This is a genomic window from Collimonas antrihumi (assembly GCF_018304965.1).
Classification (GTDB): Bacteria; Pseudomonadota; Gammaproteobacteria; order Burkholderiales; family Burkholderiaceae_D; genus Collimonas; species Collimonas antrihumi.
In genome coordinates this window covers 84,640-108,518 of the sequence record NZ_JAGQED010000003.1, presented here as the reverse complement: position 1 = coordinate 108,518, position 23,879 = coordinate 84,640, and the positions used below count along the sequence as shown (strand labels likewise).

Genomic DNA, 23,879 nt, shown 5'->3' with positions numbered 1-23,879 from the left:
GGCTACTGGGCTGCCGGGCTATCAGGCGCCGCCATCAGCGCGTCGAAATACGCCATATCGGCAGCCACCGCCGCTTCCGCCTTGATTTGCATTGCTTGATAACGGGCGATGATCTCATGCCCGATTGGCGTGACTTGTGCGCCGCCGCCTTTTGCGCCGCCAGTCGCGGTCGCCACCAGCGGCGACTTGAAGCATTGGTTCATTGCCTCTACCAGCAGCCAGGCGCGGCGATAAGACATGCCGATAGCGCGCGCAGCAGCAGAAATCGAACCGCTTTGATGGATGGCTAGCAACAGCGCCGCCTTGCCAGGACCGAAGGCGATTGCGTCGCCCTGCATCACTCTGAGTCGAATCGATTTGGAATTTGCCATATGCGGGATTGTAGCAAGGAGGCCGGCAGCGATTCAGGTATTTTATTGACAAGCACGCTGCGCCAGCAGGATTTCACGGTGTTTCAACGCGCTTCCAACCCCGTTTCAACTCGGTGCAAATATTATTAAAGTTGACCTGCGCTGTATCCTGCCATATATTTCGTTTTTGCCTTTTTGCCTTTTTGCCATTTGCCGCCCAGGAGATATTGCGATGTTGCTTCGGATGTTACTTCCTCTTAAACGCCTCGTTCTTGCTAGCGCCCTCCCTCTGATGCTGCTGACGCCGGCAGTGCATGCGGCCGATCTGGTAGTTTCGGCTGCCGCCAGCCTGACCAATGCTTTCAGAGATCTGGGCCAGTCGTTTGAAGCCCAATATCCGGATACCAAGGTGATACTCAACTTCGCTGCATCCGACGTCTTGCTGCAGCAAATCGTCAAAGGCGCGCCGGCAGACGTATTTGCTTCCGCCGACCAGGAAGCCATGAACAAGGCCGAAGCTGAAAAAGCGGTGGTCGCCGGCAGCCGCAAGAACTTTGCGAATAACCAGATCGTGCTGATCGTGCCGGCCGATAGCCAGCTGCACATCCAGCAATTGCAGGATCTGACCCAGCCGGCGGTCAAGCGCATCGCATACGGCAATCCGGCTTCGGTGCCGGTCGGCCGTTACACCAAGGCTGCGCTGGAACACGCGAACCTGTGGGATGCGGTTGCCGCCAAGGGCGTGCCAGCGCAAAACGTACGGCAGAGCCTGGATTATGTGGCGCGCGGCGAAGTCGAAGCCGGTTTCGTTTTTTCCACCGATGCCGCGATCATGCCGGACAAGGTCAAGGTTGCAATGCGCGTACCTGCCCAAACCACAGTCAGCTACCCGATCGCCGTCACCGCCAATACCAGGCAAGCTGACATGGCAACCAAATTCGTCGCGTATGTTCTGTCGCCGACCGGCCAGGCCACACTGGCGCGCTATGGCTTCTTGAAACCCTGATGACAGAGTGTTATCGTCAAGCTCTTCAGCACAGCATCAAGGGTAAGCAGTGAATAGAAAGCAAAAACCATGAACAGCGGAGTATGGGTTGCCCTGACGCTGTCGTTGAAAGTTGCAGGCTGGGCGACACTGCTTAACATGCTGTTCGGTGTCGCTGCCGCCTATGGCTTGTCGCGCTGGCGCTCGCCAGCGCGCGATCTGGTGGATGCTATCCTGACCCTGCCGCTGGTATTGCCGCCGACAGTGCTTGGCTATTATCTGCTGGTGCTGCTGGGCCGCCGCGGCGTGTTCGGCGCCTGGCTGGAAAAATGGGGCATCGAGCTGGTATTCACCTGGCAAGGCGCGGTGATCGCCGCCACCATCGTTGCCTTCCCGCTGGTCCTGAAATCAGCCCGCGCCGCCTTTGACAATGTCGATGTACAACTCGAAAATGCCGCCCGCGTGCTGGGTGTGTCGCAAGCCGGCGTGTTCTTCCGCGTCACTTTGCCGTTAGCGTCCAAGGGTATTGCTGCAGGTGTATTGCTGGCCTTCGCCCGGGCATTAGGCGAGTTCGGCGCCACCCTGATGATCGCCGGCAATCTGCCAGGCCGCACCCAGACCTTATCGGTCGCCATTTATGAGGCCGTACAAGCCGGCGACGACCAGACTGCCAACCTGCTGGTGCTGATTACTTCGGCGACCTGCATTGTGGTGTTGCTGATCGCCGGCCGCCTGCTGCCGAAAAGCCAGCGGCGCAGGCAATCGCGATGATGACGACCTTGCCATGACCATCGAAATCCGTATACGCAAACATCTGCAAGCCGACGATCGCGGCTTCAATCTCGATATCGCCCTGCATACCGAGAGCGACCGCGTGGTGCTTTACGGCCCTTCCGGCGCCGGCAAGAGCCTGACCTTGCAGGCGATCGCCGGTTTGCTGACACCTGACGATGGCCTGATACGCCTCAAGCAAAAGCCATTGTTCGATAGCGCGGCCGGAATCTGTCTGCCGCCACAAGAGCGCAAGGTCGCCTATCTGTTCCAGGACTACGCTCTGTTCCCCCACCTTACCGCGGCCCAGAACGTGGCTTTCGGCTTGCGTTCAGGCTGCTTCAATCTGCGCCACCCGCAGGATCATCCGGCTGTAAGGAAATGGCTGGCCTCGTTCGAACTGAGCGCCGCCGCCAATAGCTATCCGCATCAATTATCGGGCGGCCAGCGACAACGCGTGGCGCTAGCCAGGGCATTGGTGCTCGAACCGGATATCTTGTTGCTGGACGAACCGTTTTCTGCGCTGGATTTGAGTTTGCGCGACAGGATGCGCCGTGAATTGTCCGAGCTGCAAAAGCAATTGAACGTGCCGATGATGGTGATCACCCACGATCCTGCGGACCTGGCCTTGCTGGGTGACGAAATATTCGAGATCCGCGACGGCATGATTGCGCCGGCGCCATCCGCCAGGACGTAAAAAAAGCGCAGCCGAAGCTGCGCTTTTGGTTACTTGATTTCTTTGCTTAGAAAATGTGACGGATACCGACGGCGACACCAGTCACGCTATCCTTGCCAACCAGTTCCGACAAGGCTGCATTCTTAGCCTTGTTGTAATCCACCGTACCGTAGACCTGGGTCCGTTTGGACAAGGCATATTCCGCAACACCGACCAGCGCGTAACGAGTGCCGTCGCCCAGATTGCCCAAGGTCGCGACCGTGACGTTCTTGCTCTTGTCGTAATAGCCAGCCGCTGTCAGCGACCAGGCTGGAGTTGCCTGGAAGGTCGCACCCAGGAAGTAAGCATTGTCCTTACGCTCGACACCGCCGATGCCGCCGTTCATGGCAGCCACGCTGTTCGAAACGCCGAAATACGCAGGAGTGGTGCCAGTGCTGTCCTTGATCCGATAGTAGCCGCCGAACAGCTTGGCCGCGCCCAAGGTGTAGGAAAGGCTCAGGTTATAGGCAGTGTCTTTCCAGTCCGAATTGGTCGGGCTGACAGTTTGCTGAAAGCCGCCGCCAATGGCAAACGGGCCAGCGGTATAAGCCAGCGTGCCGCCGATCTGACTACCGCGCCTGACCGATCCGGCCTGCTCGCCCGCAGCATAGCTCACACCTGCTGCCAGGCCGCCGAACGTGCCGTAATACTTGAGCATGTTCGAATTGCGGACCAGGGTCGCGCCAGCTGGCATCCATGCATTCTGGTCGTAATTGCCGACTGTCAGCGGATCGAAGTAATCTGCCATGAGATCGAACAGCGGAGTCTGTTGACGGCCCACGGTAATCTGGCCGAAACTGCCTTTCAGACCAACGTAGGAATGACGGTTGAACAAGACACCAGGGCTGGACATGCCGCCGGTGTCGGAATTAAAGCCACTCTCGAGACGGAAAATCGCTTTCAGGCCACCGCCCAGATCTTCAGAGCCTTTGAAGCCCAAACGACTGTTCGAGATCGCGCCATTCGTGACTATGAAGTTTTTCTGTCCGGCTGCGTTATCGCTGCTGAGATATCGGATGCTGGTGTCGACAATACCGTAGATGGTGACATTGGTTTGCGCCATAGCGCCGCCGCTGACCAACCCCGCCGCAGCCAATAACAAAGTAATTTTTTTCATGCACGTCTCCATAGGTTGAACATTTTTAGATTTTTTTCGATGGCATGGCCACATATTGCTACGTCGCCTTAGCCATCGCCTTACCGCCACTTCTACTTGCCCCTTACTACTTGCTACTAGCGTGCTGCCATTTCAGCGTTGTCGGGGGGGTAAGGCTGAACGGACATCATATCAGCACAACTTTCCCCCAAGACAAGCTGTTGTAAAAACCCCACTAGATTTATTCCGATTTCAGGACGCCGCGGCGTATCTGATCGCGCTCGATCGACTCGAACAGCGCCTTGAAATTGCCTTCGCCGAAGCCTTCATCGCCTTTACGCTGGATAAACTCGAAAAACACCGGACCCAGGGTAGTTGCTGAAAAAATCTGCAGCAGCAGGCGTTGACCCTGGTCGTCCGAGACGCCATCCAGCAGGATGCCGCGCGCTTGCAGTTCGCCGGTCGGCTCGCCGTGGCCGGGCAAACGCCCTTCCAGCATCTCGTAATAGGTTGCCGGCGGCGCTGTCATGAACGGCGTGCCCATTTTCTTCAACGCATCCCAGGTCTTTACCAGGTTGTCTGTTTGCAAAGCAATATGCTGGATCCCTTCGCCATTGAACTGCATCAGGAATTCTTCGATCTGGCCAGAACCCTTGGATGACTCTTCATTTAGGGGAATCCTTATCTTGCCGTCTGGCGCGCTCATCGCTTTGGATGTCAGCCCGGTGTATTCGCCTTTGATGTCGAAATAGCGGACTTCGCGGAAATTGAACAGTCGCTCGTAAAAGGCAGCCCAGTGCGCCATCCGGCCGCGGTACACGTTGTGGGTCAGATGGTCGATGGTTTTCAGGCCGGCGCCGGCAGGATTGCGCTCGACGCCCTCGATGAATTCAAAATCGATGTCATAGATCGATTTGCCCGGAGTGAAACGATCGATCAGATACAGCGGCGCGCCGCCGATGCCTTTGATCGCCGGCAAGCGCAGCTCCATCACACCGGTATTGATCTCCATCGGCTCGGCGCCGCGCTCCAGCGCGCGCTGGTAAGCCAGGTGCGCATCATGGACACGAAACGCCATGCCGCACGCCGACGGGCCATGCTCTTTAGCAAAGTAATAAGCAGGACTTTTCGGCTCGTAGTTGATGATGAAATTGATATCACCCTGGCGATACAGCGTCACATCCTTGGAGCGGTGACGCGCCACCTTGACGAAGCCCATGGCTTCGAACGCCGGCTCCAGCACGTTCGGCGTTGGCGATGCGAACTCGACGAATTCAAAGCCGCACAGGCCCATAGGGTTTTCAAACAGATCGGACATGGTGTACTCCTGCAAATAAAGTCTGGTGGACCGGGTCGAAACGGATCAGCTGCGGGTAGCAGCTTGCCCCGGGATTTCTGGCGTAATCAATTGCTGCAAGGCGATTTCAAAAGCCACTTTCGCAATACCGGTATGGCTGGCGGAATGGCTGTGGCATTTTTCAAGAGCGGCGGCCACCGTTGCCGAGACGTCGCCGAAGATGGCTTCATCCGATATCTCGACCTGGCTTTGCATCAGGAATGCGAAGGCGCGCGCCATGCCGCAATTGGCGACAAAATCCGGTATCACGGCGACGCGGTTATCGGCGTGCTCATAGATCGGGCCGTAGAATATGTCGCTGTCGGCAAACGGCACGTTGGCGCCGCTGGAAACCACTTCGAGGCCGTTGGCGATCAGTTGATCCACCTGCTCCTGCCTGACCAGGCGCGAGCCGGCGCAAGGCAGGAAGATATCGGCGCCGATGCTCCAGATCGCTGCATTGCAAGCCTCGAAGGACAGCATGTTCTCGGCGATCAACTGGTTGCCCTGCTTGGCGAGGAACAAGGCATGCACTTCTTCATGGCTGAAGCCGCCGGCATTGACCAGGCCGCCATTGCGGTCGATGATGCCGACCACGCGCGCACCGGCCTTGGACAAGTAATACGCAGCAGTCGAGCCGACATTACCCCAGCCCTGCACGATCACGCGCTTGCCTTCTACGCTACCGCCATACAAGCGGTAGTAATGCAATACGGATTCGGCCACGCCCCAGCCGGTGATCAGGTCTGCCACCAGGTATTTGCGGCTGGCAGCCGGCGTGTAGCGCACGTCTTCCACCACCTTGGCCACGCCCATGCGCAACTGCCCTACTTTCTGGATCCGCTCACTATCGCTAGGCTGGAAATGGCCATTTACGATTCCTTCCTGCGGATGCCACAGACCATAACTTTCGGTCATCGGAATCACCTCATGGACCTCATCGACATTCAAATCGCCGCCGGTGCCGTAATAGGTTTTGAGCAATGGCGTCACCGCCCTGTACCAACGGCTCAGCACGCCATCCTTGCGCGGATCGGCAGGATCGAAATCGATGCCCGATTTAGCGCCGCCGATGGCCGGGCCGGAGACGGTGAATTTGACTTCCATGGTCTTCGCCAGCGACTCGACCTCGCGCCGGTCCAGGCCGCTGCGCATGCGGGTGCCACCGCCGGCGGCACCGCCGCGCAGCGAATTGATGACAATCCAGCCGCGCGCCGGGGTTTCCGCGTCATGCCATTCAAAGACGATTTCCGGCGCTTTGCTTTCAAACGCATTGAGTAAAGCCTTCATACTTCTCCTAGGGATATCTGTAGCTGCAATAACGTTGTACGTTGTATGTTGTACGTTGCGCGCGGCCGCATGTTTAGCCGAGCAACAATTTGTCGTCATCAATTTTTTCACCGCGCGTGGTTTCAAACATGCGCAGCAGATCCGGCACATCCAGGCCGCGCCGCTGCTCGCCATGCACGTCCAGGATCACTTTTCCCTGGTGTAGCATCACCGTGCGGGTGCCGTAATCGAGCGCCTGCCGCATGCTGTGCGTCACCATCATTGCCGTCAGCTGGCTGGACTCGACGATCTTGGCGGTCAGCGCCAGGATGAAGGCCGCGGTTTTCGGATCCAGCGCGGCGGTATGCTCGTCCAGCAGCAAGATGCGCGACGGTTGCAACGAAGCCATCAACAGGCTGACTGCCTGGCGCTGGCCACCGGACAACAAACCCATCCGGTCGGACAGACGGTTTTCCAACCCCAGGCCGAGAATGCTGAGCTTTTCCCGGAACAGTTCGCGCATGGAACGGTTCAAGGAGAAGCGCAGGCCACGCTTGGCGCCGCGCTTCCACGCCAGCGCCATGTTTTCTTCAATCGTCAGGCTTTCGCAAGTGCCCGCCATCGGATCCTGGAACACCCGCGCCACCAGATCGGCGCGCTGCCAGCTGGTACGCCGGGTAGCATCGGCGCCATCGATCGTGATGCTGCCGCTATCCACCATCAGGTCGCCGCAGACCGCATTCAACATGGTCGACTTGCCGGCGCCGTTGGAACCGATGACGGTGACAAACTGCCCTGACGGAATCTCTAACGAAAGACCGCGCAGCACCTTGTTTTCGATAGGCGTGCCGGGATTGAAAGTAATTTCCAGATTATTCAATTGCAACATCAGTTTTCCCCTTCCCGGGTGGCCGGCACGACACTGGTGCCAGAAGGTTTGAGTTTCGCGTTGCCGCGCATGCGGCCGTAGCTGCGCTTGAAGTTAGGTATCAACAGCGCGAACCCGACCAGCAATGCCGTCACCAGATTCAGGTCCTGCGCCTTGAGGCCGATAAAATCCATATCCAGCGCCAGTGCGATGAAAAAGCGATAGAGCACGGCGCCGAAGATACACGCCGCGGTAGTGATCACCAGGCTGCGTGCCGGCACCACTGTTTCGCCGATGATCACCGCCGCCAGTCCGATCACGATGGTGCCGATGCCCATCGAAATATCGGCGCCGCCCTGTGTCTGTACATACAGCGCGCCAGCCAGCGCCACCAGCGCATTGGAGATAGCCAGGCCCCAGACAGTCTGGCGATTGGTAGAGATGCCCTGGGCGCGCGCCATGCGCGCGTTGGCGCCGGTGGCACGCATCGACAGCCCGGTCTCGGACGCAAAAAAGGCATCCAGCAAGATCTTGGCAATCAGTACGATCACTACCATCACCAACGGCTGCACCCAGTAATCCGGCAAATCGCCGATGCGAATCGTGCTGAACACCGTCGGCTCGCTAATCAGCGCCACGTTAGGTTTGCCCATGATGCGCAGGTTGACCGAATACAGCGCAATCATCACCAGGATACTGGCCAGCAATTGCATGATCTTGAGATACACATTCAGACAGGCGGTCACGCAGCCTGCCAGTCCGCCGGCCAGCAGCGCGACGAAGGTAGCGAGGAATGGATTCCAGCCAGAGACAATCAGCGTTGCGGCAACTGCGCCGCCGAGGGGAAAACTGCCGTCGACCGTCAGGTCGGGAAAATTGACGACACGAAAAGACAAGAACACGCCAAGCGCGACCAGGCCGAAAATCAGGCCGATCTCGATGGCGCCAAGCGAAGCGATGAGCGACATATACTTCCTTTACTTCCTAAATAAGCTACAGAACCACCTCGCCAATGGCCGCCGCAGCCAGGCTGCAGGCCGCTGGCGAGGTGGCTCACCAACAAAACAGAATCAGACGAATGGATGGCCGCAACGGCCATCCACGCACATCTTATTGTTCGACAACCTTGGCCGACTTGATCAGTTCAGGCGACAAGGTCAGCCCCTGTCTTTGCGCAGCTTTAGGATTAACGTAGAGTTCAAATGTCGTGCTGGTTTGCGAGGCGATCTTGCCAGCCGCTTCACCCTTCAGGATGCGCACCACGATCTTGCCGGTTTGACGGCCCAGATCGTAATAATTCAAACCGATGGCAGCTGCCGCACCGCGCTTTACCGCACCGGTGTCAGCCGCGACGATAGGCAACTTGGCTTGTTCCGCCACTTTGACAATGCCTTCAAATGCCGACATGACATTGTTGTCGGTAGGCGCGTAAATGACGTCGGCTTTGCCGATCAGGCTCTGCGTGGCGCTAGGCACATCGATGGTGCGGGCGGCAGCGGCTTCGACCAGAGTCAGGTCGGTGCCGGCCAGCAGTTTCTTGAGGGATTCGACGATGGATACCGAATTCGCTTCGCCCGGGCTGTAGATCACACCGATGCGCTTGGCCTTAGGCGCGACCTGGCGGATCAGATCGATCTGCTTGGCCAATGGCGACATGTCGGAAACACCGGTGACATTGGTGCCGGAAGCATCCCAGCTCTTCACCAGCTTGGCTGCGACCGGATCGGTTACCGCTGCGTACACGATAGGCACGGTCTTGGTGGCAGCCACCAGCGCCTGCGCGGAAGGAGTGGCAATCGCCACCGCGACATCCGGCTGGCTACCGGCATACTTGCGGGCGATCTGCGACGCCGTAGCGTTGTTGCCTTGCGCGCTTTGGTATTCGAATTTCAGATTCTTGCCAGCCTCGTAGCCGGAAGCTTTCAACTCATCCTTGACGCCATCGCGCACAGCATCAAGCGCCGGATGTTCAACGATTGCCGTGACTACCACTGTTTTGTCGGCCGCATAGGCGGCGGAAGCGGATACACCCGCCAGACTGAGCAAGACTACAGATGCGATCGCAGAACGCAAGAAAGGAAATTTCATGGATTTGTCTCCAAATAGGTCAGTTTGGGTGCCGGGAATCGGCTTCTTTATTATATTGCAACAAAGGTTTTCTCCTTGCGGCGCTATATAGTATTTTGAAAAAAGTATAGCTTTTAACGTTGAAAATTGGTTTGCGAGTTGAGGCCGTTTTTTAACGGGTTATGAAATATAATTTCGCTACAAACCCATAAATCGAGAATAAATTGCACAAAATTGATATCGATCAAATCGACCGCAAAATGTTAACTTTTTTGCAGAAAAATGGTCGCGCATCCAATCTAGAGCTGGCGGAAGCCGTCAATTTATCGGCGCCCCAATGCCATCGCCGCCACCGCCGGCTGGAAGAAGCGGGGTTCATAGTCGGCTATGAGACCAGGTTGAGCCCCGCCAGCCTCGGCTTAAACGTGATTGCCTTCGTCCACGTATCGATGGAAAAAGGTCATATCAACGATTTGTCCGGATTCAGGACCGCCATCAACGAATGGCCGCAGATTCTGGAATGCTACTCGATTACCGGTGATTTCGATTATGTGCTGAAGGTCACCGCACACGACTTGAAAGAACTGTCGGATTTTCTGATGGAAAAGCTGATGCGCATGCGCGGCGTCAGCGGCGTCCGTTCCAGCGTCTGCCTGGATGAAATCAAAGCGACCAACATGCTGCCGTTGCCGGCCGCGTAAAGCGTCAGCCAAATGAAAAGGCCGCATCCTTGTGAGATGCGGCCTTCCAGGTTATTGGCAAGATAATACCAGCGACCTCTAAAACTGTCGTCATCCCCGCGAACGCGGGGATCCAAGTTGCTGCCTAAAATGGATTCCCGCGTGCGCGGGAATGACGGGGTCGCCTAGACGGGGTCGCCTAGACGGGGTCGCCAATGACGCGGAAGAAACTATTCGAAGCCGCTTTATGCAACCTTCGCTTCGAAGAATTGCTCATCTTCAGTCGAACCGTGCAAAGCGGTGGTCGACGACTGACCTTGCTGGATAGCCTGGGTCACTGCATCGAAATAACCGGTGCCGACTTCGCGTTGATGCTTGACCGCGGTAAAGCCCTTGTCGGCGGCGGCGAATTCGGCTTCTTGCAGTTCGACGAATGCGGACATCTGGTTGCGCGCATAACCGTGCGCCAGGTTGAACATCGAGTAGTTCAATGCATGGAAACCGGCCAACGTGATGAACTGGAACTTGTAACCCATGGCGCCCAGTTCTTTCTGGAACTTGGCAATGGTCGCGTCGTCCAGGTTCTTTTTCCAGTTGAACGATGGCGAGCAGTTATACGCCAGCATCTTGCCCGGGAACCTGGCATGCACCGCTTCTGCGAATTTCTTGGCGAAAGCCAGGTCCGGCTTGCCGGTTTCACACCACACCAGATCGGCGTATGGCGAGTAAGCCAGTGCGCGCGAGACAGCCTGGTCGATACCTGGGCGGGTCTTGTAGAAACCTTCGACGGTACGCTCGCCAGTCAGGAAAGGCTTGTCGTTTTCATCGACATCGGAAGTCAGCAAATCGGCCGCTTCAGCATCGGTACGAGCGATCACCAGAGTCGATGTACCCGAAACGTCGGCCGCCAGACGCGCTGCGTTCAGCTTTTCAACTGCTTCGCGGCTTGGCACCAGCACCTTGCCGCCCATGTGGCCGCACTTCTTGACGGATGCCAGCTGATCTTCGAAGTGAACACCGGCTGCGCCGGCATCGATCATCGATTTCATCAGTTCGTAGGCATTCAGCACGCCGCCGAAACCGGCTTCTGCATCGGCCACGATAGGCGCGAAAAAATCGATATCGTTTTTGCCTTCCGACCATTGGATCTGATCAGCGCGCTGGAAAGTATTGTTGATACGCTTGACCACCAGCGGTACCGAATTGGCTGGATACAGCGATTGGTCAGGATACATTTCACCGGCCAGGTTAGCGTCGCCGGCAACTTGCCAGCCCGACAGATAGATGGCTTTCAAGCCAGCCTTGACCTGTTGCATAGCTTGATTGCCGGTCAGTGCGCCGAGGGCGTTGACGAATGGCTCTTCGTGCAGCAATGTCCACAGTTTGTCGGCGCCGCGCTTCGCCAGCGAATGTTCGATCTGTACCGAACCGCGCAAACGAACCACGTCTTCCGCTGAATAATTGCGGGTAACGCCTTTCCAGCGTGGGTTCTCTGCCCAATCCTTGGCCAATGCTGCTACTTGCTGTTCACGTGTAGTCATCGTCGTTCTCCTGTTAAGTTGAAAACAAAAAGCAAAATCAAATCCGATGACTAAATAGTAGGCTTATCTGTGCGCGGCAACAATGTCTTATATAAGACACATAAGTATTTTTATTTCGTTTAAATTCAATAGCTTAACTTTCTATTTTCGCGATGCGGAATAAAATTCCTGAGAGTGAAATATGCAAATGGTGCTTCGCATTTTCGAATTTCATATTACGAAACGCAAATTCCGCATTATGAAATACTGCATTCGAAGACGGGGCGTCATCTCCCCGCCTTATATTCAGAACGATTTTGTCATCGACAGATAGAAACCGCGCCGCTGCCCGAACTGCGGCGCGCCGACACCGATGCCGGAACCGTCGCGGATTTCGTAGACCTTGTCGAACAGATTGATCACGCTCAAACGCGTAGTGAACTTGCCGATCGGGCTATCGTTGAACACATGGCTGGCGCCCAGGTTGACCTCGGTATACGCAGGCAGGTGATCGGTATTGGCGAAGCCGCTGCGCAAGCCGCTGCCGAACAACGCGTCCGCGGTCCATGTCGTGCCCTGCCACAGATAGGAGACGCCGGTCGATGCGGTGATGGCTTGATCGTGATCCAGATGCACCCAGTGGCTGGAGATGTAGTCGAGCTTATCCTGCGAAAAGTTGTACTGGCCGGATACAATATTTTTGCCCAACGCCGTGGCGCGCGCCAGATTCAGGTAGGCGCCCAGATTATCCTTGCGATAGTTCAGTGTCAGCTCCAGGCCGTAGACTTTCCCCTGTGCATAGTTAAACGGAGTGAACAGCAAGGCTGATCCGAACTGCCCCTCGTCCAGCAGGTTCTTGACTTTCTTGTAGTAGCCATCCAGACCCAGCGTCAGGTGCTGCGTCAGTTGATGATTGACGCCCAAGTCGAAATAGTCCGAGCGCTCTGCCTGCACCGGGTCGTTCCGGCTGCTGGCGGAAGCATTAGTAGTGCCGTTGAAGCTGGCGATGGTGCTGGAGCCGATCAGCTCGCTGGCAGGCGGCGTGAAGTATTTGGCGTAACCGGCATGGAAGGTAGTCTGCGGCGTCATCTGATACACCACGCCGATGCGCGGACTGAACTGGCTGGCGGTGACATAGGCATTCACCCAGTCGGCGCGGGCGCCGTAGTTCACGGTTACCTTATCGCTCAGCTTCCATTCGTCTTGCAGATACAAGCCAGTCTGGCTGGTGGTCTTGTGGCTGCTGTCGGCCAGCGAGATCGGTTGCGTAGACGTTTGAGCGCCGCTGTCGTCGGCCGGGAAAGTCAGGGAATTGCTGCTGTTTTTCAGGTTCTCGCGCGTAGTGTAGATGCCGGCGCGCAGCGTATGGCTGGCGTTCAAACGGTAGCTGCCGTCAGCCTGCAAGCCGTTCGCCAGACCGCTCCGCAATACCCGTGAGGCGACGCCGGTATACATAAGGTCGCCGGCCTGGTCCGGCTCGAACAGCACTTTCGAGTAACGGCTGAATGCCGCCACTTGATAGTCGATGTCGGAGCCGATTTTTCCTTGCAAGGCAAGAATCCCGTAGCGGTTGGTTTCGCGCTGCCGTTCGTTCAGGTTGGCCGACGGGAAGTCGGTTACGCCGTCGAGCTGGAAACCTGGCGTCTGATCCGGGCGGTTCGGTATCTGGAAGCGGCCGTCCGAATTACCCAGGATCAGGCTGACGCGCGTATCCGCATCGAGCAGGTAGGAAAAATAACCGAAAGCCTTGTTTTGCAAAGTCCGGTCATGCAAAGCGCGCGAGGCGCCGGTAGGATTTTCGATACCCAGGTTGTTGGCTTCGAAGGAACCGTTGATGTAATAGCTGAAGGAATCGGTGCTGCCGCTGACATCGCCGCTGACCTGGCGCGTGTTGTTGCTGCCGATCTGCACGCCGATATTGCCGCCATTGACCAGTTCGCCGGTCTTGGTATGAATATCGACGACACCTGCAGTCCGGTAGCCATATTGCGCCGGCAACGCGCCGGTAAGGACGCTGACGCTGTCGACAAAGCGGGTATCCAACGTCTGGCCGAAGCCGGAAATACTTTCCGGCAAAATGATGCCGTTCAGCCGATATTGCAGATCGGCGTGGTCGCCTCGCACATGCAACTGGCCGAAGGAATCCTGCGCCACGCCGGGGGCGCGCAGCAGGACTTCATTGAACGCGGTGTCCTCTCCTTGCGGCATGGCGGCGATTTCCTTGCGGCCGATGCGATAAATGCTGCTGCCGGTTTCTACCTGGATCCCGTTCCTGGCGCGATCCAGCCGATTGGCGGTGACCACCACCGCATTGTCGGCCTTGACCGTGTTTGCCTGGCTGGCTTTCAAGGTTATATCGGCGGTTGCGCCGGCCTCGTCGGCGACCGTCACGGTGCCGTTTTCCGATTGGAAGGACGGCTTGCCAACGCTGATGGCATAACTGCCGGGGGCAATGTCGCTAAAGACAAAGTGCCCTTGCTGATCGCTCTTGGTAGTGCCTACGGCCTTGCCGGTCGCATCTTTCAAGGCGATGGTGGCGTCTGGCAAAGGATGGCCGAGCGCATCATGGATGGCGCCGCTGATTTGTTTGGGGGCGGACTGCGCATACGCCGCAGGAACAGCAAAGCCGTAGGCAAGCGCAATCAGGGCGCTTAGGCGCAACAGGCGTGTTTTCATTCTCAAACTCCAATAAGGGGGAATAGCCCCGCGAATAACCCGATCGCCGAGCTGCCGTGCTGTCATTTTCAGATCGGCGGTAAACACCGCAACACGAACCGGAAATGACGCCCAGACAACTTCAAGGCTGTCTCTGGTCAGAAATAATGGGATAACAGAAGGTCAGACGGCGACGGTCGGCGGGGCTTGAGAATGCGGAATCAGGAAGTGTTTCTGCGCCGGCATGAAGGCATAGAGCGGTTCGATAGCGGTGCGATACGCAAACACCAGGACCGGTGTCAGCACCGGCACCGGGCTGGATGGGACAGGGGACGGGAAATCGGCAGCCAGGTCGCAGCTGATGCAGTCGGACGAAGTTTCGGCCAGGCTGTGATTGTGAAATGCCATCCCGACCAGTTGCAGCACCAGGATCGCCAGCGCCAGCCATAGCGCGAACTGCTGCAAGCGCAGCTTGAAGCGGCGCCGGGCGTGGAAATGCGGTTCGACGATCAGCCGCATGAGAAGCTCGCGCGGCTACATGAGATGGCGCTCTCTCGCAAATCTGCAGACGAACCGGTCTCGCGCGCTAAGCGCAGCGATAACTGGACAGGAATGGTCTGAAGATACATGCGGTTTTGGCCAGGCTTATGTGGCTTGCATAACTTGTGTGGTCGACGGGAATCAAAGACGGCAAGCTGCAAGTGTAATCGCGAACCGGTATTGCTTGCAAGGTAATTGCAACAGAGTTGCATAAATTAATCGGCATTTGGTTGGCAATGAGCGCGGAGCGCAGCTAACCAGCCTATGTGCTGAGGGCCGCGGTATCAGCCACATCCATGTCGACCTTGATATATTCGATGTTCAACGTAATGGCCTCGCTGTAACGCAGCACGAAATAATCGCCGTCAACCCCGTAGAAGCGCGCCAGATCCTCTGCTACGGTGGTGCTGTCTTCCTTGTCGGCGACCAGGGGCCGCCGCATCACCTGCGACAAGATGAGGCGATCCAGGCTGCCGCCGGCATCGACAAAAAAATCATCCAGGATGCCGGTAAACAATACTGCCTGGCCAGCCACATTCACAATCGCAGATACAGCGATAAGGTCGGGCTGCCGATCCTGGTCGAAATCGGCGCCGGTCAGCAAGTAGTACCACGGTGCCTGGTTAAAGCGTAGCCAGGGAACATACCAGCCGGCGCCGGAGCGGTCCAGCCGAAAGCGGGTGATGGCGAGCCGAAAACAATTCGGCACGACCCAGGCACCGGCATACAAACTCAGGAAATACGCGCATATCCAAGGAAATTGCTGGGCAATCCCCTGGATCGCCCTGGCTTGGCTGGCGGGATCGGATGACAACAGTTCCAGCAACAATAGCGGTTGCAGCACATGTCCGAATACCACTGCAGACCCGAGCAACCACAAGGGGTGGAAAACGCAGTTCCACAGCATCGCCTCGGTGACAATCTGTCCGAACGGAGAATAATCAAGGGAAATGCGCTCTGCCCGCTTAAATCGGGAGCGAGCAATAAAACCGGGGAGTAACAGCAGGAAGACGATTAAAGCAGGGAGCGCTACATTCATCGGCTAGATTCGGCGGCTAGATTCGGCGGCTACGTTCGTTGTTCCGCTCAGGCGGCCTTGGGAACGACTTTGATACGGTACTGGACAGTCCCCTCTTGCGCAGAATGCAAGCTGATCACGTCTTCGTCATTGGAGACCGTGGCGGCTGTAGTGGATAGCGACGATTTGGAGTTCTTGCTGGCCAGGTAGGCGCGCAACTGCAGCGTCGCGCCAGGGTCAGCGAGAATTCTTTTGGCCAATTCGCTTTGGAGTGCTTTCATAGTGAGCCCACTATGCCATAAAAAAACATCTTTTGCATGATGTCATTCCAACACCTTCACCCCGGCATCTTCATGCAACGGAAGCATGGCTTAACAGCGTATTTGTTATATATAAATAACTATATATAACTTTGGTGTATATAGGACCGCTGATAAAATTGCATGCCTGACTGAACACTGTGAAACAAACCCGTGATTCGTATCGAGCATCTGCATAAAACCTATCCGCTGGAACGCACAGCTAGACCCACCGCCGCCGGCATCTCCGTCGCTGCATTGTCCGACATCAACCTGCATATCAAGAAAGGCGAAATCTTCGGCATCATCGGCCGCTCCGGCGCCGGTAAAAGCACCTTGATCCGCACCCTCAACATGCTGGAACGCCCGTCCAGCGGGACAATATCGATCGAGGGTGAAGACATCACCGCGCTGGACAACAACGGCCTGCATCGGCTGCGCCAGAGGATCGGCATGATTTTCCAGCATTTCAACCTGCTCAACGCCAAGACCGTGGCCGCCAATATCGACTGGCCGCTGAAGATTACCGGCAAGTACACGCAGCAGGAACGCTCCGACCGGGTAACCGAATTGCTCGACCTGGTCGGCCTGAGCGAACACCGTGACAAGTATCCCGCGCAATTGTCGGGTGGCCAGAAGCAGCGTGTCGGTATCGCCCGCGCACTGGCCAACACGCCGCACCTGTTGCTATGCGACGAAGCCACCTCTGCGCTTGATCCGGAAACCACGCAAGCGATCCTGCGCCTGCTGCTCGACATCAATCGCAAGCTGGGCCTGACGATTGTGCTGATTACGCATGAGATGCAGGTCATCCGCAATATCTGCGACCGGGTTGCGGTAATCGAGGCTGGCAGCATTGTGGAGGCCGGCGATGTCGCGGAAGTATTTCTCCATCCGCAGCACGCAGTGACCAAAAGCATGGTTGCCGAAAGCGCGCCCGCCATGTTCCTGGCGGAGACGGCATTGCAGCCATCTACGTTGGCCGGCATCACCCAGCTGCGCGGAATGCTGGTGCGCCTGACCTATGTCGGCGACATCACCTACCAGCCGATCCTGAGCAGCATCGCAGCCGCCACGCCGGCGCTGATCACTATCCTGCAAGGCACCATCGCGCGCATCAAGGACACGCCCTACGGCCAGCTGCTGGTGGAATTACGCGGCGAACCGGCCGATGTGGCGCAGGTCTTCGCCACCCTGGACCAACACAATATCCGACATGAGGTATTGGCATAATGGATTTTTCTCTCATCGACTGGGCCGACATCTGGCAAGCCACCTGGGAAACCCTGGCCATGACCGGTTTTTCCTTGCTGTTCACGATATTGCTCGGCCTGCCGCTCGGAATCCTGCTGTTCATCACCGGCAAACGCCAGCTGCTTGAACAGCGCGGCATTTACCGGGTACTGTCGCTGATCGTCAACGTACTGCGCTCGGTGCCATTCCTGATTTTGCTGATCGTGATGATTCCGGTCACGGTGATCCTGGTCGGCACCTCGCTCGGCGTACAAGGTGCAATTCCACCGCTGGTGCTGGGTACTGCGCCCTTCTTCGCACGCCTGGTGGAAAACGTGCTGCGTGAAATCGACCGCGGTGTGGTTGAAGCCTGCCAGGCCATGGGCGCCAACAAGCGCCAGATCATCTTCGGCGCGCTGTTGCCGGAAGCCCTGCCCGGCCTGATCGCCGCCACAACGGTTACCGCGATTGCCTTGATGTCATATGCCGCCATGTCCGGCGTGATCGGCGGCGGCGGCCTGGGAGACCTGGCGATCCGTTTCGGTTACCAGCGCTTCCAGACTGAAGTCATGGTCACCACGGTTGCCGTGCTGGTGGTGCTGGTGCAGGTATTGCAGTTTTCCGGCGATCGGCTGGTGCAGCATTTCACACGCAAATGAGCAACGTAGCATAACTATTACCAGCTCGTCGTCCCCGCGAACGCGGGGATCCATTCTACAGTCAACATGGATTCCCGCGTTCGCGGGAATGACGGTGATTTAAAACGACTTACGTGTTTTTATTTACTTAAACAGTCTTTTTTTTAAAATCCAAAAAGGGAGTTCATATGTCACGCAAATTTTCGTTATCGCTGGGACTGGCTGCAGCCGTTTTCTCGACCTTCAGCCTGATCGCTCCGGCGCAAGCCGCCGACAAGCTGGTGATAGCCGCGACACCGGTACCGCATGCCGAAATCCTGGAATTCGTCAAGCCGATCCTGGCCAAGGAAGGCGTCGATCTGCAGGTCAAGGTATTTACCGACTACGTTCAGCCGGCGGTGCAGACCAACGAGAAACGGGTCGACGGCAATTTCTTCCTGCATCTGCCCTACCTGAACGAATTCAAGAAGAATCACAAGAACGATGTCGAAGTAGTCGTTACCAAGGTACACGTCGAGCCGTTCGCCGGTTACTCGACCAAGTACAAGAAACTGGCTGACTTGCCGGACGGTGCAACGGTTGCCATTCCGAACGACCCATCCAACTCCGGACGCGCCTTGCTGTTGCTGTCGCGCCAGGGCCTGTTGAAACTCAAAGATCCCGGCAATATCTCGGCTACACAAAAAGACATCGTCGAAAATCCAAAACACCTGAAGTTCAAGGAACTTGAAGCGGCGACCTTGCCACGCGTGCTGAACCAGGTCGACCTGGCCTTGATCAACACCAACTATGCGATCGAAGCCAAGCTCAATCCGGTCAAGGATTCGCTGTTCATCGAAGACGCCAATTCGCCTTACGCCAACTTGCTGGTTGCCCGTCCGGACAACAAGGATAGCGCTGCCGTGAAGAAACTGGCGGTGGCATTGAATTCGCCGGAAGTGAAGAAATTCATTGAAGAAAAATACAAAGGCGCTATAGTGCCGGCGTTTTGATTGACGCAGATCGGTTAATTGATCGACCCTAGTCGATGGCAACCTGCTATAAAAAACCCCTCGCAATTTGCGAGGGGTTTTTTAGTTTAAACTGGTAGTTTGACGATTAACTAAAACATCGACCTCAGAGGCATATCATGGAAGAAAAAGTGGAAACAAACGCATCTCAGCGCGATGCATTCCTTGAAGAAAAAGCATTTAAATCACGTACCGTGCTGGTCTTCGGCCAAATTAACGATACGCTTGCGCGGGATGTTGTCAGGCAGCTGATAGCCCTGTCCGGCGAATCCAAAGCACCGATCAATCTCCTGGTCTGCTCACCCGGCGGGCACGTTGAATCGGGCGACGTGATCCATGACGTCATTCGATTCATCGACGCGCCGGTCAACATGATCGGCAGCGGCTGGGTTGGCAGCGCGGCAGTCAACGTATTCCTGGCAGTACCTAAAGAACGCCGCTTCTGCTTGCAAAACACGCGTTTCCTGATTCATCAGCCGAGCGGCGGGGTTGGCGGCCAGGCTTCCGATATCGCGATCCAGGCGCGTGAGATCATTCGCGTACGCGAACGCATCGGCGCCTTGATCGCTAAAGAAACCGGGCAGAAACCGGAAAAAGTGATGGCTGACATCGACCGGGATTACTGGATGTCGGCGCCGGAAGCGATAGAGTATGGCCTGGTGTCGAAATCAATCGTGAGCTCCAGAGAACTTTCGTAACTCCAGACCAGGATCGGTTCCAATCAACCTGAAACCTGACCTGACGCGCAATGAATAAAGGGGAGCAAGTAACACTTGCTCCCCTTTTATTTTATTACCCTTGCATGTTTTTCCGCTTTGCTATGCAGCCTTACTATGCCGCCTTACGCTCCTGCGCCACGCTCTCACGCAGGCGCTTGGCTGCCAGTACCATGTTTTCCAGCGCCTCGTAAGTCTCAGGCCAGCCACGTGTCTTCAGGCCGCAATCCGGATTAACCCACAAGCGCGCATCGGGAATCACGCCGCGCGCCTTGTGCAACAGGCGTTCCATCTCATCGACTTGCGGTACCCGCGGCGAGTGGATGTCGTAGACGCCCGGACCGATGTCGTTGGGGTAGGCGAACTGTCCGAAACCATCCAGCAATTCCATATCCGAACGCGAAGTCTCGATGGTGATGACGTCGGCATCCATCGCTGCAATCCACGGCAGGATGTCGTTGAATTCCGAGTAGCACATGTGAGTATGGATCTGGGTTTCGTCGCCGACGCCGGCAGCGCTGATCTTGAACGCGCGCACCGCCCAGTCCAGGTAATGCGGCCAGTCGCGTGATTTCAACGGCAAGCCCTCACGGAAAGCCGGTTCGTCGATCTGGATCATGCCGATGTTGGCTTTTTCCAGATCGCAGACTTCGTCGCGCAAGGCCAGCGCGATTTGCAGCGCGGTGGTTTCGCGCGGCTGGTCGTCACGCACGAAGGACCATTGCAACATGGTCACCGGACCGGTCAGCATACCCTTCATCGGCTTGCTCGTCAGGGTCTGGGCAAACTGGCTCCAGCCCACGGTCATCGCTTCCGGACGATACACGTCGCCATAAATAATCGGCGGTTTGACACAGCGCGAACCGTAGCTTTGCACCCAGCCGTTGGCAGTAAAGGTGTAGCCCCACAACTGCTCGCCGAAATACTCGACCATGTCGTTACGTTCCGGTTCGCCATGCACCAGCACGTCGAGACCGAGCTGTTCCTGCTTCTCCACCACGACGCGGATTTCTTCGCGCATCTTGTCGAGGTAATCCAGGTGACCTATTTCACCGCGCTTGTAGGCGGCGCGTGCCTGGCGAATTTCCGCCGTCTGCGGGAATGAGCCGATGGTGGTGGTCGGGAAAGCCGGCAATTGCCATTTGGCTTGCTGCCTGGCGATGCGCGCAGCAAAACCGGCAGAACGCTCGGCATCGGCCGCCGTTACTGCAGCCAGACGCTTTTGCACCAATGGATTGTGAATGCGGCTGGAGCTGCGGCGGCTGGCCTGGGCCGCACGCGAAGCAACGAATTGCGCTTCCACTTCGGCTGTCTTGCCATTCAATGCCAGCTTGAGGGTGACGATTTCGGCCAGTTTCTGGGTGGCAAACGCCAGCCAGCTTTTCAATTCGTCGTCGAGCTTGGTCTCGTTGGCCAAGTCCACCGGCACGTGCAGCAATGAGCAGCTGGAAGCCACCCACAATCTGTCGCCGAGTTGCGCCTGCAACGGCTTGAGCTTGGTCAATACCTGGTCCAGGTCGGTACGCCACAGGTTGCGGCCATCGACCACGCCCAGCGACAGCACCTTGTCTTGCGGCCAGCCGGCAGCGATCTGCTCCAGCTGACCGGCGCCGCGCACCAGATCCAGATGGACACCGGCTACCGGCAACGACCGCAGCAGTTCAGCATGTTCGCTGACTTCGCCGAAATAGGTGGTCAGCAGCAATGCCGGCGCTTTGCCTGCCAATTGCGCATAGGCAGGGGCAAAGGCGGCACGCCAGGTGGCGTCCAGTTCCAGCGCCAGGATCGGCTCATCGATCTGTACCGATTCGATGCCGGCAAGCTGTAAACGCTGCAGCAATTGCTGATATCCCGCCAGCACCTTGGGCAACAGATCCAGCTTATGCGCGATGCCAGACTTGATCTTGCCTTGATACAGCAGCGTCAGCGGACCGACCAGCGCTACTTTTACGCGATGGCCGAGCGCACGTGCTTCGGCAATCTCATCGTGCAGCCAGTCGACGCCGCCGTCGAACTGCACATCGGCGCTCCATTCCGGCACCAGATAGTGGTAGTTGGTATCGAACCACTTGGTCATTTCCATCGCGAAGTGATGCTTGCTGCCGCGCGCCAGCGTGAAATAGTCGGCCAGCGTCAACTGCTTCGGATCGAAACCGAAGCGGCTTGGAATCGCGCCCAGCAACGCCAGCGTGCCCAGTACCTGGTCGTACCAGGCAAAGTCGCCGACGGTCACGAAGTCGAGGCCGGCATCCGCCTGCGCCTGCCAGTGACGAGCGCGCAATGTGGCACCAGTGGCGCGCAATGCAGCTTCATCGGAAGCGCCCTTCCAGAACGACTCTTGGGCAAATTTCAGTTCGCGGTGAGCGCCGATGCGCGGAAACCCTAGTACGTGTGCCAATGCCATCTTTATCTCCATAAAAAACAAATTCGATGACTCGCATGTTGGGCCAACCTAGATTATGATTCAAACGATAAATATTAAGAATCAACTTGAATTTTACTCATACACAGAAATTTAATTAACAATCAAACAATAAGTAAGAAACCAATATGCAATCCATCCTGGAACTACGCCACCTGAAAACCCTGCACGCCCTGCGCGAAGCCGGCAACCTGCTGCGCGCCGCGACGCTGCTCAACGTGACCCAGTCGGCGCTGTCGCATCAGATCAAGCAATTGGAAGATCATCACGGCACCACGCTGTTTGAACGCAAATCGGTGCCGGTGCGGTTTACCCCGGCCGGCGAACGCTTGCTGAAACTGGCGGATGCGGTATTGCCGCAAGTGGCGGAAAGCGAGCGCGACCTGGTGCGGCTGGCGCAGGGCGTGGCCGGCCAGTTGCGGATTGCAGTGGAGTGCCATACCTGTTTCGACTGGCTGATGCCGGCCATGGATATTTTTCGCAAGCGCTGGCCGGAAGTGGAGCTGGATATCGTCTCGGGCTTCCAGGCGGATCCGGTCGGCCTGCTCTATGAGCATCGCGCCGATGTCGCGATCGTGGCTGAAGTCGACCTTGACGAAAAGGTGGATTACCACGCCTTGTTCAGCTTCGAAATCGTCGCGCTGGTGGCGCATGATCATCCGCTGGCAGGCAAGGAATATCTGGTTGCAGAGGATTTTGCCGGCGACACGCTGATTACCTATCCGGTGCCGGACGACATGCTCGATGTGGTACGCCAGGTGCTGAAACCGGCCGGCGTCCAGACCGCGCGCCGTACCACAGAGTTGACGGTGGCAATGCTGCAGCTGGTTGCCAGCCGCCGCGGCATCGCCACCCTGCCGATCTGGGCCGCGCAGAATTATCTGACGCGCGACTATGTGCTGGCCAAGAGAATCACCGCCGGCGGCCTGACCGGGCGGCTATATGCGGCTTGCTTGCCGGAGATGTCGCAGCAATCGTATCTGGCCGACTTTGTCAGCACTACGCGCGAAAGCTGCTACGTCAATCTGCTAAGCGTGGAACTGCTCTGATTGCTGCAGCTGCGCCGGCGATTACCTGACTACCGGTCGCACTGCAGATAGCCGTTTATATTGCTGAAGCTACCGCTTCTGCAGGAACGCAGGGAGATTGAAGAGCGTATCCTGCGATTGTTGTCGCCGCCGCAAGTTGCTTCCAGCACACCGCCTCGAATCCCTATCTCCGAGCAAGACTGCAGGTAGCTCCCCGGCGGCAAGTCTCTGTTGGAACCACCATAGTCGCGGCCACCCCCGCCCATGCACTGCAGGTTGCCGTTGATGTTTTCAAAACTGCCGCTACGGCAAGATGACAGGGGAATCGCCGTCCTTCTGCCGCCATTATCGCCGCCGCAAGTAGCTTCCAGCATGCCACGCCGCACCACGATATCGCGGCAAGAATCGCGATAGCTCCCTGGAGGCGTCCAATTGCCGCGGCCGCGGCCGTAGTCGTTATCGTTGTCGTCGCCGTACGAGCGACGGTCGTCATATCCGCCATAAGCGACGATGGTCGGCGCATTGCCATAGCTGCCGGAAACGGCAGGTGAGACAGGTGACGCAGGTGAATATCCGCTATAGCCGTTGTCGTAAGGGCCTGCCGCACAGGCGGTAAACGCACCGCAGGCAACGATGGCCAGCATGGATTTGATTGTCATTTTT

General features: G+C 57.1%; 23 protein-coding genes. 9 read left to right on the top strand and 14 right to left on the bottom strand.

The window, feature by feature from the left end:
* Positions 1 to 2 precede the first annotated feature (2 nt).
* Positions 3 to 371, bottom strand: coding sequence for a winged helix-turn-helix domain-containing protein (locus KHU29_RS04475; protein WP_211451493.1), 369 nt, complete (start codon positions 369 to 371; stop codon positions 3 to 5).
* A 211-nt stretch (positions 372 to 582) separates the two neighbouring features.
* Here KHU29_RS04475 and modA point away from each other — a divergent pair, with 211 nt between their 5' ends.
* The 3 genes from modA to KHU29_RS04460 all read left to right on the top strand — a co-directional run bounded on the left by modA (position 583) and on the right by KHU29_RS04460 (position 2,803).
* Positions 583 to 1,356, top strand: coding sequence for a molybdate ABC transporter substrate-binding protein (gene modA / locus KHU29_RS04470; protein WP_211451492.1), 774 nt, complete (start codon positions 583 to 585; stop codon positions 1,354 to 1,356).
* Positions 1,357 to 1,425: 69 nt separating this feature from the next.
* Entirely contained in the window at positions 1,426 to 2,106 is a 681-nt protein-coding gene (gene modB, locus KHU29_RS04465) for a molybdate ABC transporter permease subunit (RefSeq protein WP_211451491.1), read from the top strand.
* 13 nt (positions 2,107 to 2,119) lie between these two features.
* A complete protein-coding gene (locus tag KHU29_RS04460) occupies positions 2,120 to 2,803 on the top strand; it encodes an ATP-binding cassette domain-containing protein (RefSeq protein ID WP_211451490.1) in 684 nt (227 codons plus the stop codon).
* Between the two features lie 46 nt (positions 2,804 to 2,849).
* Here KHU29_RS04460 and KHU29_RS04455 read toward each other — a convergent pair whose 3' ends face one another.
* The 6 genes from KHU29_RS04455 to KHU29_RS04430 form a co-directional block, all read right to left on the bottom strand.
* Positions 2,850 to 3,938 (bottom strand): porin, encoded by a 1,089-nt coding sequence (locus KHU29_RS04455; protein ID WP_211451489.1) that lies wholly within the window; start codon positions 3,936 to 3,938, stop codon positions 2,850 to 2,852.
* A gap of 220 nt (positions 3,939 to 4,158) precedes the next feature.
* A complete protein-coding gene (gene hppD, locus KHU29_RS04450; RefSeq protein WP_211451488.1) occupies positions 4,159 to 5,235 on the bottom strand; it encodes a 4-hydroxyphenylpyruvate dioxygenase in 1,077 nt (358 codons plus the stop codon).
* Positions 5,236 to 5,280: 45 nt separating this feature from the next.
* Positions 5,281 to 6,543 carry a Glu/Leu/Phe/Val dehydrogenase dimerization domain-containing protein gene (locus KHU29_RS04445; RefSeq protein WP_211451487.1) on the bottom strand — a complete coding sequence of 421 codons (1,263 nt, stop codon included), beginning with the start codon at positions 6,541 to 6,543 and terminating at the stop codon, positions 5,281 to 5,283.
* Positions 6,544 to 6,616: 73 nt separating this feature from the next.
* Positions 6,617 to 7,411 carry an ABC transporter ATP-binding protein gene (locus tag KHU29_RS04440; RefSeq protein WP_211451486.1) on the bottom strand — a complete coding sequence of 265 codons (795 nt, stop codon included), beginning with the start codon at positions 7,409 to 7,411 and terminating at the stop codon, positions 6,617 to 6,619.
* Complete coding sequence (locus tag KHU29_RS04435; protein ID WP_211451485.1) at positions 7,411 to 8,358, bottom strand: ABC transporter permease; 948 nt, start codon at positions 8,356 to 8,358, stop codon at positions 7,411 to 7,413. Before KHU29_RS04435 ends, KHU29_RS04440 begins: the two co-directional genes overlap by 1 nt.
* 142 nt (positions 8,359 to 8,500) lie before the next feature.
* Complete coding sequence (locus tag KHU29_RS04430) at positions 8,501 to 9,478, bottom strand: ABC transporter substrate-binding protein (RefSeq protein WP_211451484.1); 978 nt, start codon at positions 9,476 to 9,478, stop codon at positions 8,501 to 8,503.
* 203 nt (positions 9,479 to 9,681) lie between these two features.
* Here KHU29_RS04430 and KHU29_RS04425 point away from each other — a divergent pair, with 203 nt between their 5' ends.
* Entirely contained in the window at positions 9,682 to 10,158 is a 477-nt protein-coding gene (locus KHU29_RS04425) for an Lrp/AsnC family transcriptional regulator (protein WP_211451483.1), read from the top strand.
* A gap of 224 nt (positions 10,159 to 10,382) precedes the next feature.
* Here the strand turns inward: KHU29_RS04425 and aceA are convergent, their stop codons facing one another.
* The 5 genes from aceA to KHU29_RS04400 all read right to left on the bottom strand — a co-directional run bounded on the left by aceA (position 10,383) and on the right by KHU29_RS04400 (position 16,151).
* Positions 10,383 to 11,678 carry an isocitrate lyase gene (gene aceA / locus KHU29_RS04420; RefSeq protein WP_211451482.1) on the bottom strand — a complete coding sequence of 432 codons (1,296 nt, stop codon included), beginning with the start codon at positions 11,676 to 11,678 and terminating at the stop codon, positions 10,383 to 10,385.
* A gap of 285 nt (positions 11,679 to 11,963) precedes the next feature.
* Positions 11,964 to 14,333, bottom strand: a complete 2,370-nt coding sequence (locus KHU29_RS04415; RefSeq protein WP_211451481.1) for a TonB-dependent receptor — start codon at positions 14,331 to 14,333, stop codon at positions 11,964 to 11,966.
* 162 nt (positions 14,334 to 14,495) lie between these two features.
* The gene (locus KHU29_RS04410; protein WP_211451480.1) at positions 14,496 to 14,831 is read right to left on the bottom strand and encodes a hypothetical protein; all 336 of its coding nucleotides are present in this window, start codon (positions 14,829 to 14,831) and stop codon (positions 14,496 to 14,498) included.
* Positions 14,832 to 15,114: 283 nt separating this feature from the next.
* Positions 15,115 to 15,891 (bottom strand): hypothetical protein, encoded by a 777-nt coding sequence (locus KHU29_RS04405; RefSeq protein WP_211451479.1) that lies wholly within the window; start codon positions 15,889 to 15,891, stop codon positions 15,115 to 15,117.
* Between the two features lie 47 nt (positions 15,892 to 15,938).
* Positions 15,939 to 16,151 carry a hypothetical protein gene (locus KHU29_RS04400; RefSeq protein ID WP_211451478.1) on the bottom strand — a complete coding sequence of 71 codons (213 nt, stop codon included), beginning with the start codon at positions 16,149 to 16,151 and terminating at the stop codon, positions 15,939 to 15,941.
* A gap of 192 nt (positions 16,152 to 16,343) precedes the next feature.
* On the opposite strand from KHU29_RS04400, the gene KHU29_RS04395 reads away from it, so the two are divergent.
* From KHU29_RS04395 to KHU29_RS04380, 4 genes are all read left to right on the top strand, one after another.
* Entirely contained in the window at positions 16,344 to 17,402 is a 1,059-nt protein-coding gene (locus KHU29_RS04395; protein WP_211451477.1) for a methionine ABC transporter ATP-binding protein, read from the top strand.
* Positions 17,402 to 18,061, top strand: coding sequence for a methionine ABC transporter permease (locus KHU29_RS04390; protein ID WP_211451476.1), 660 nt, complete (start codon positions 17,402 to 17,404; stop codon positions 18,059 to 18,061). The genes KHU29_RS04395 and KHU29_RS04390 overlap by 1 nt, the downstream gene beginning before the upstream one ends.
* Before the next feature lie 167 nt (positions 18,062 to 18,228).
* Positions 18,229 to 19,032: a MetQ/NlpA family ABC transporter substrate-binding protein gene (locus KHU29_RS04385; protein WP_211451475.1), complete on the top strand. Its 804-nt coding sequence runs from the start codon at positions 18,229 to 18,231 to the stop codon at positions 19,030 to 19,032.
* Between the two features lie 137 nt (positions 19,033 to 19,169).
* On the top strand, positions 19,170 to 19,748 hold the full coding sequence (locus KHU29_RS04380) for an ATP-dependent Clp protease proteolytic subunit (RefSeq protein ID WP_211451474.1): 579 nt from the start codon (positions 19,170 to 19,172) through the stop codon (positions 19,746 to 19,748).
* A 133-nt stretch (positions 19,749 to 19,881) separates the two neighbouring features.
* Here the strand turns inward: KHU29_RS04380 and metE are convergent, their stop codons facing one another.
* Positions 19,882 to 22,170, bottom strand: coding sequence for a 5-methyltetrahydropteroyltriglutamate--homocysteine S-methyltransferase (gene metE, locus KHU29_RS04375; RefSeq protein ID WP_211451473.1), 2,289 nt, complete (start codon positions 22,168 to 22,170; stop codon positions 19,882 to 19,884).
* A gap of 146 nt (positions 22,171 to 22,316) precedes the next feature.
* On the opposite strand from metE, the gene KHU29_RS04370 reads away from it, so the two are divergent.
* The gene (locus KHU29_RS04370; protein ID WP_211451472.1) at positions 22,317 to 23,237 is read left to right on the top strand and encodes a LysR family transcriptional regulator; all 921 of its coding nucleotides are present in this window, start codon (positions 22,317 to 22,319) and stop codon (positions 23,235 to 23,237) included.
* Positions 23,238 to 23,266: 29 nt separating this feature from the next.
* On the opposite strand, the gene KHU29_RS04365 is transcribed toward KHU29_RS04370, so the two are convergent.
* Positions 23,267 to 23,875, bottom strand: a complete 609-nt coding sequence (locus KHU29_RS04365) for a CVNH domain-containing protein (protein ID WP_211451471.1) — start codon at positions 23,873 to 23,875, stop codon at positions 23,267 to 23,269.
* Between the last annotated feature and the right edge of the window lie 4 nt (positions 23,876 to 23,879).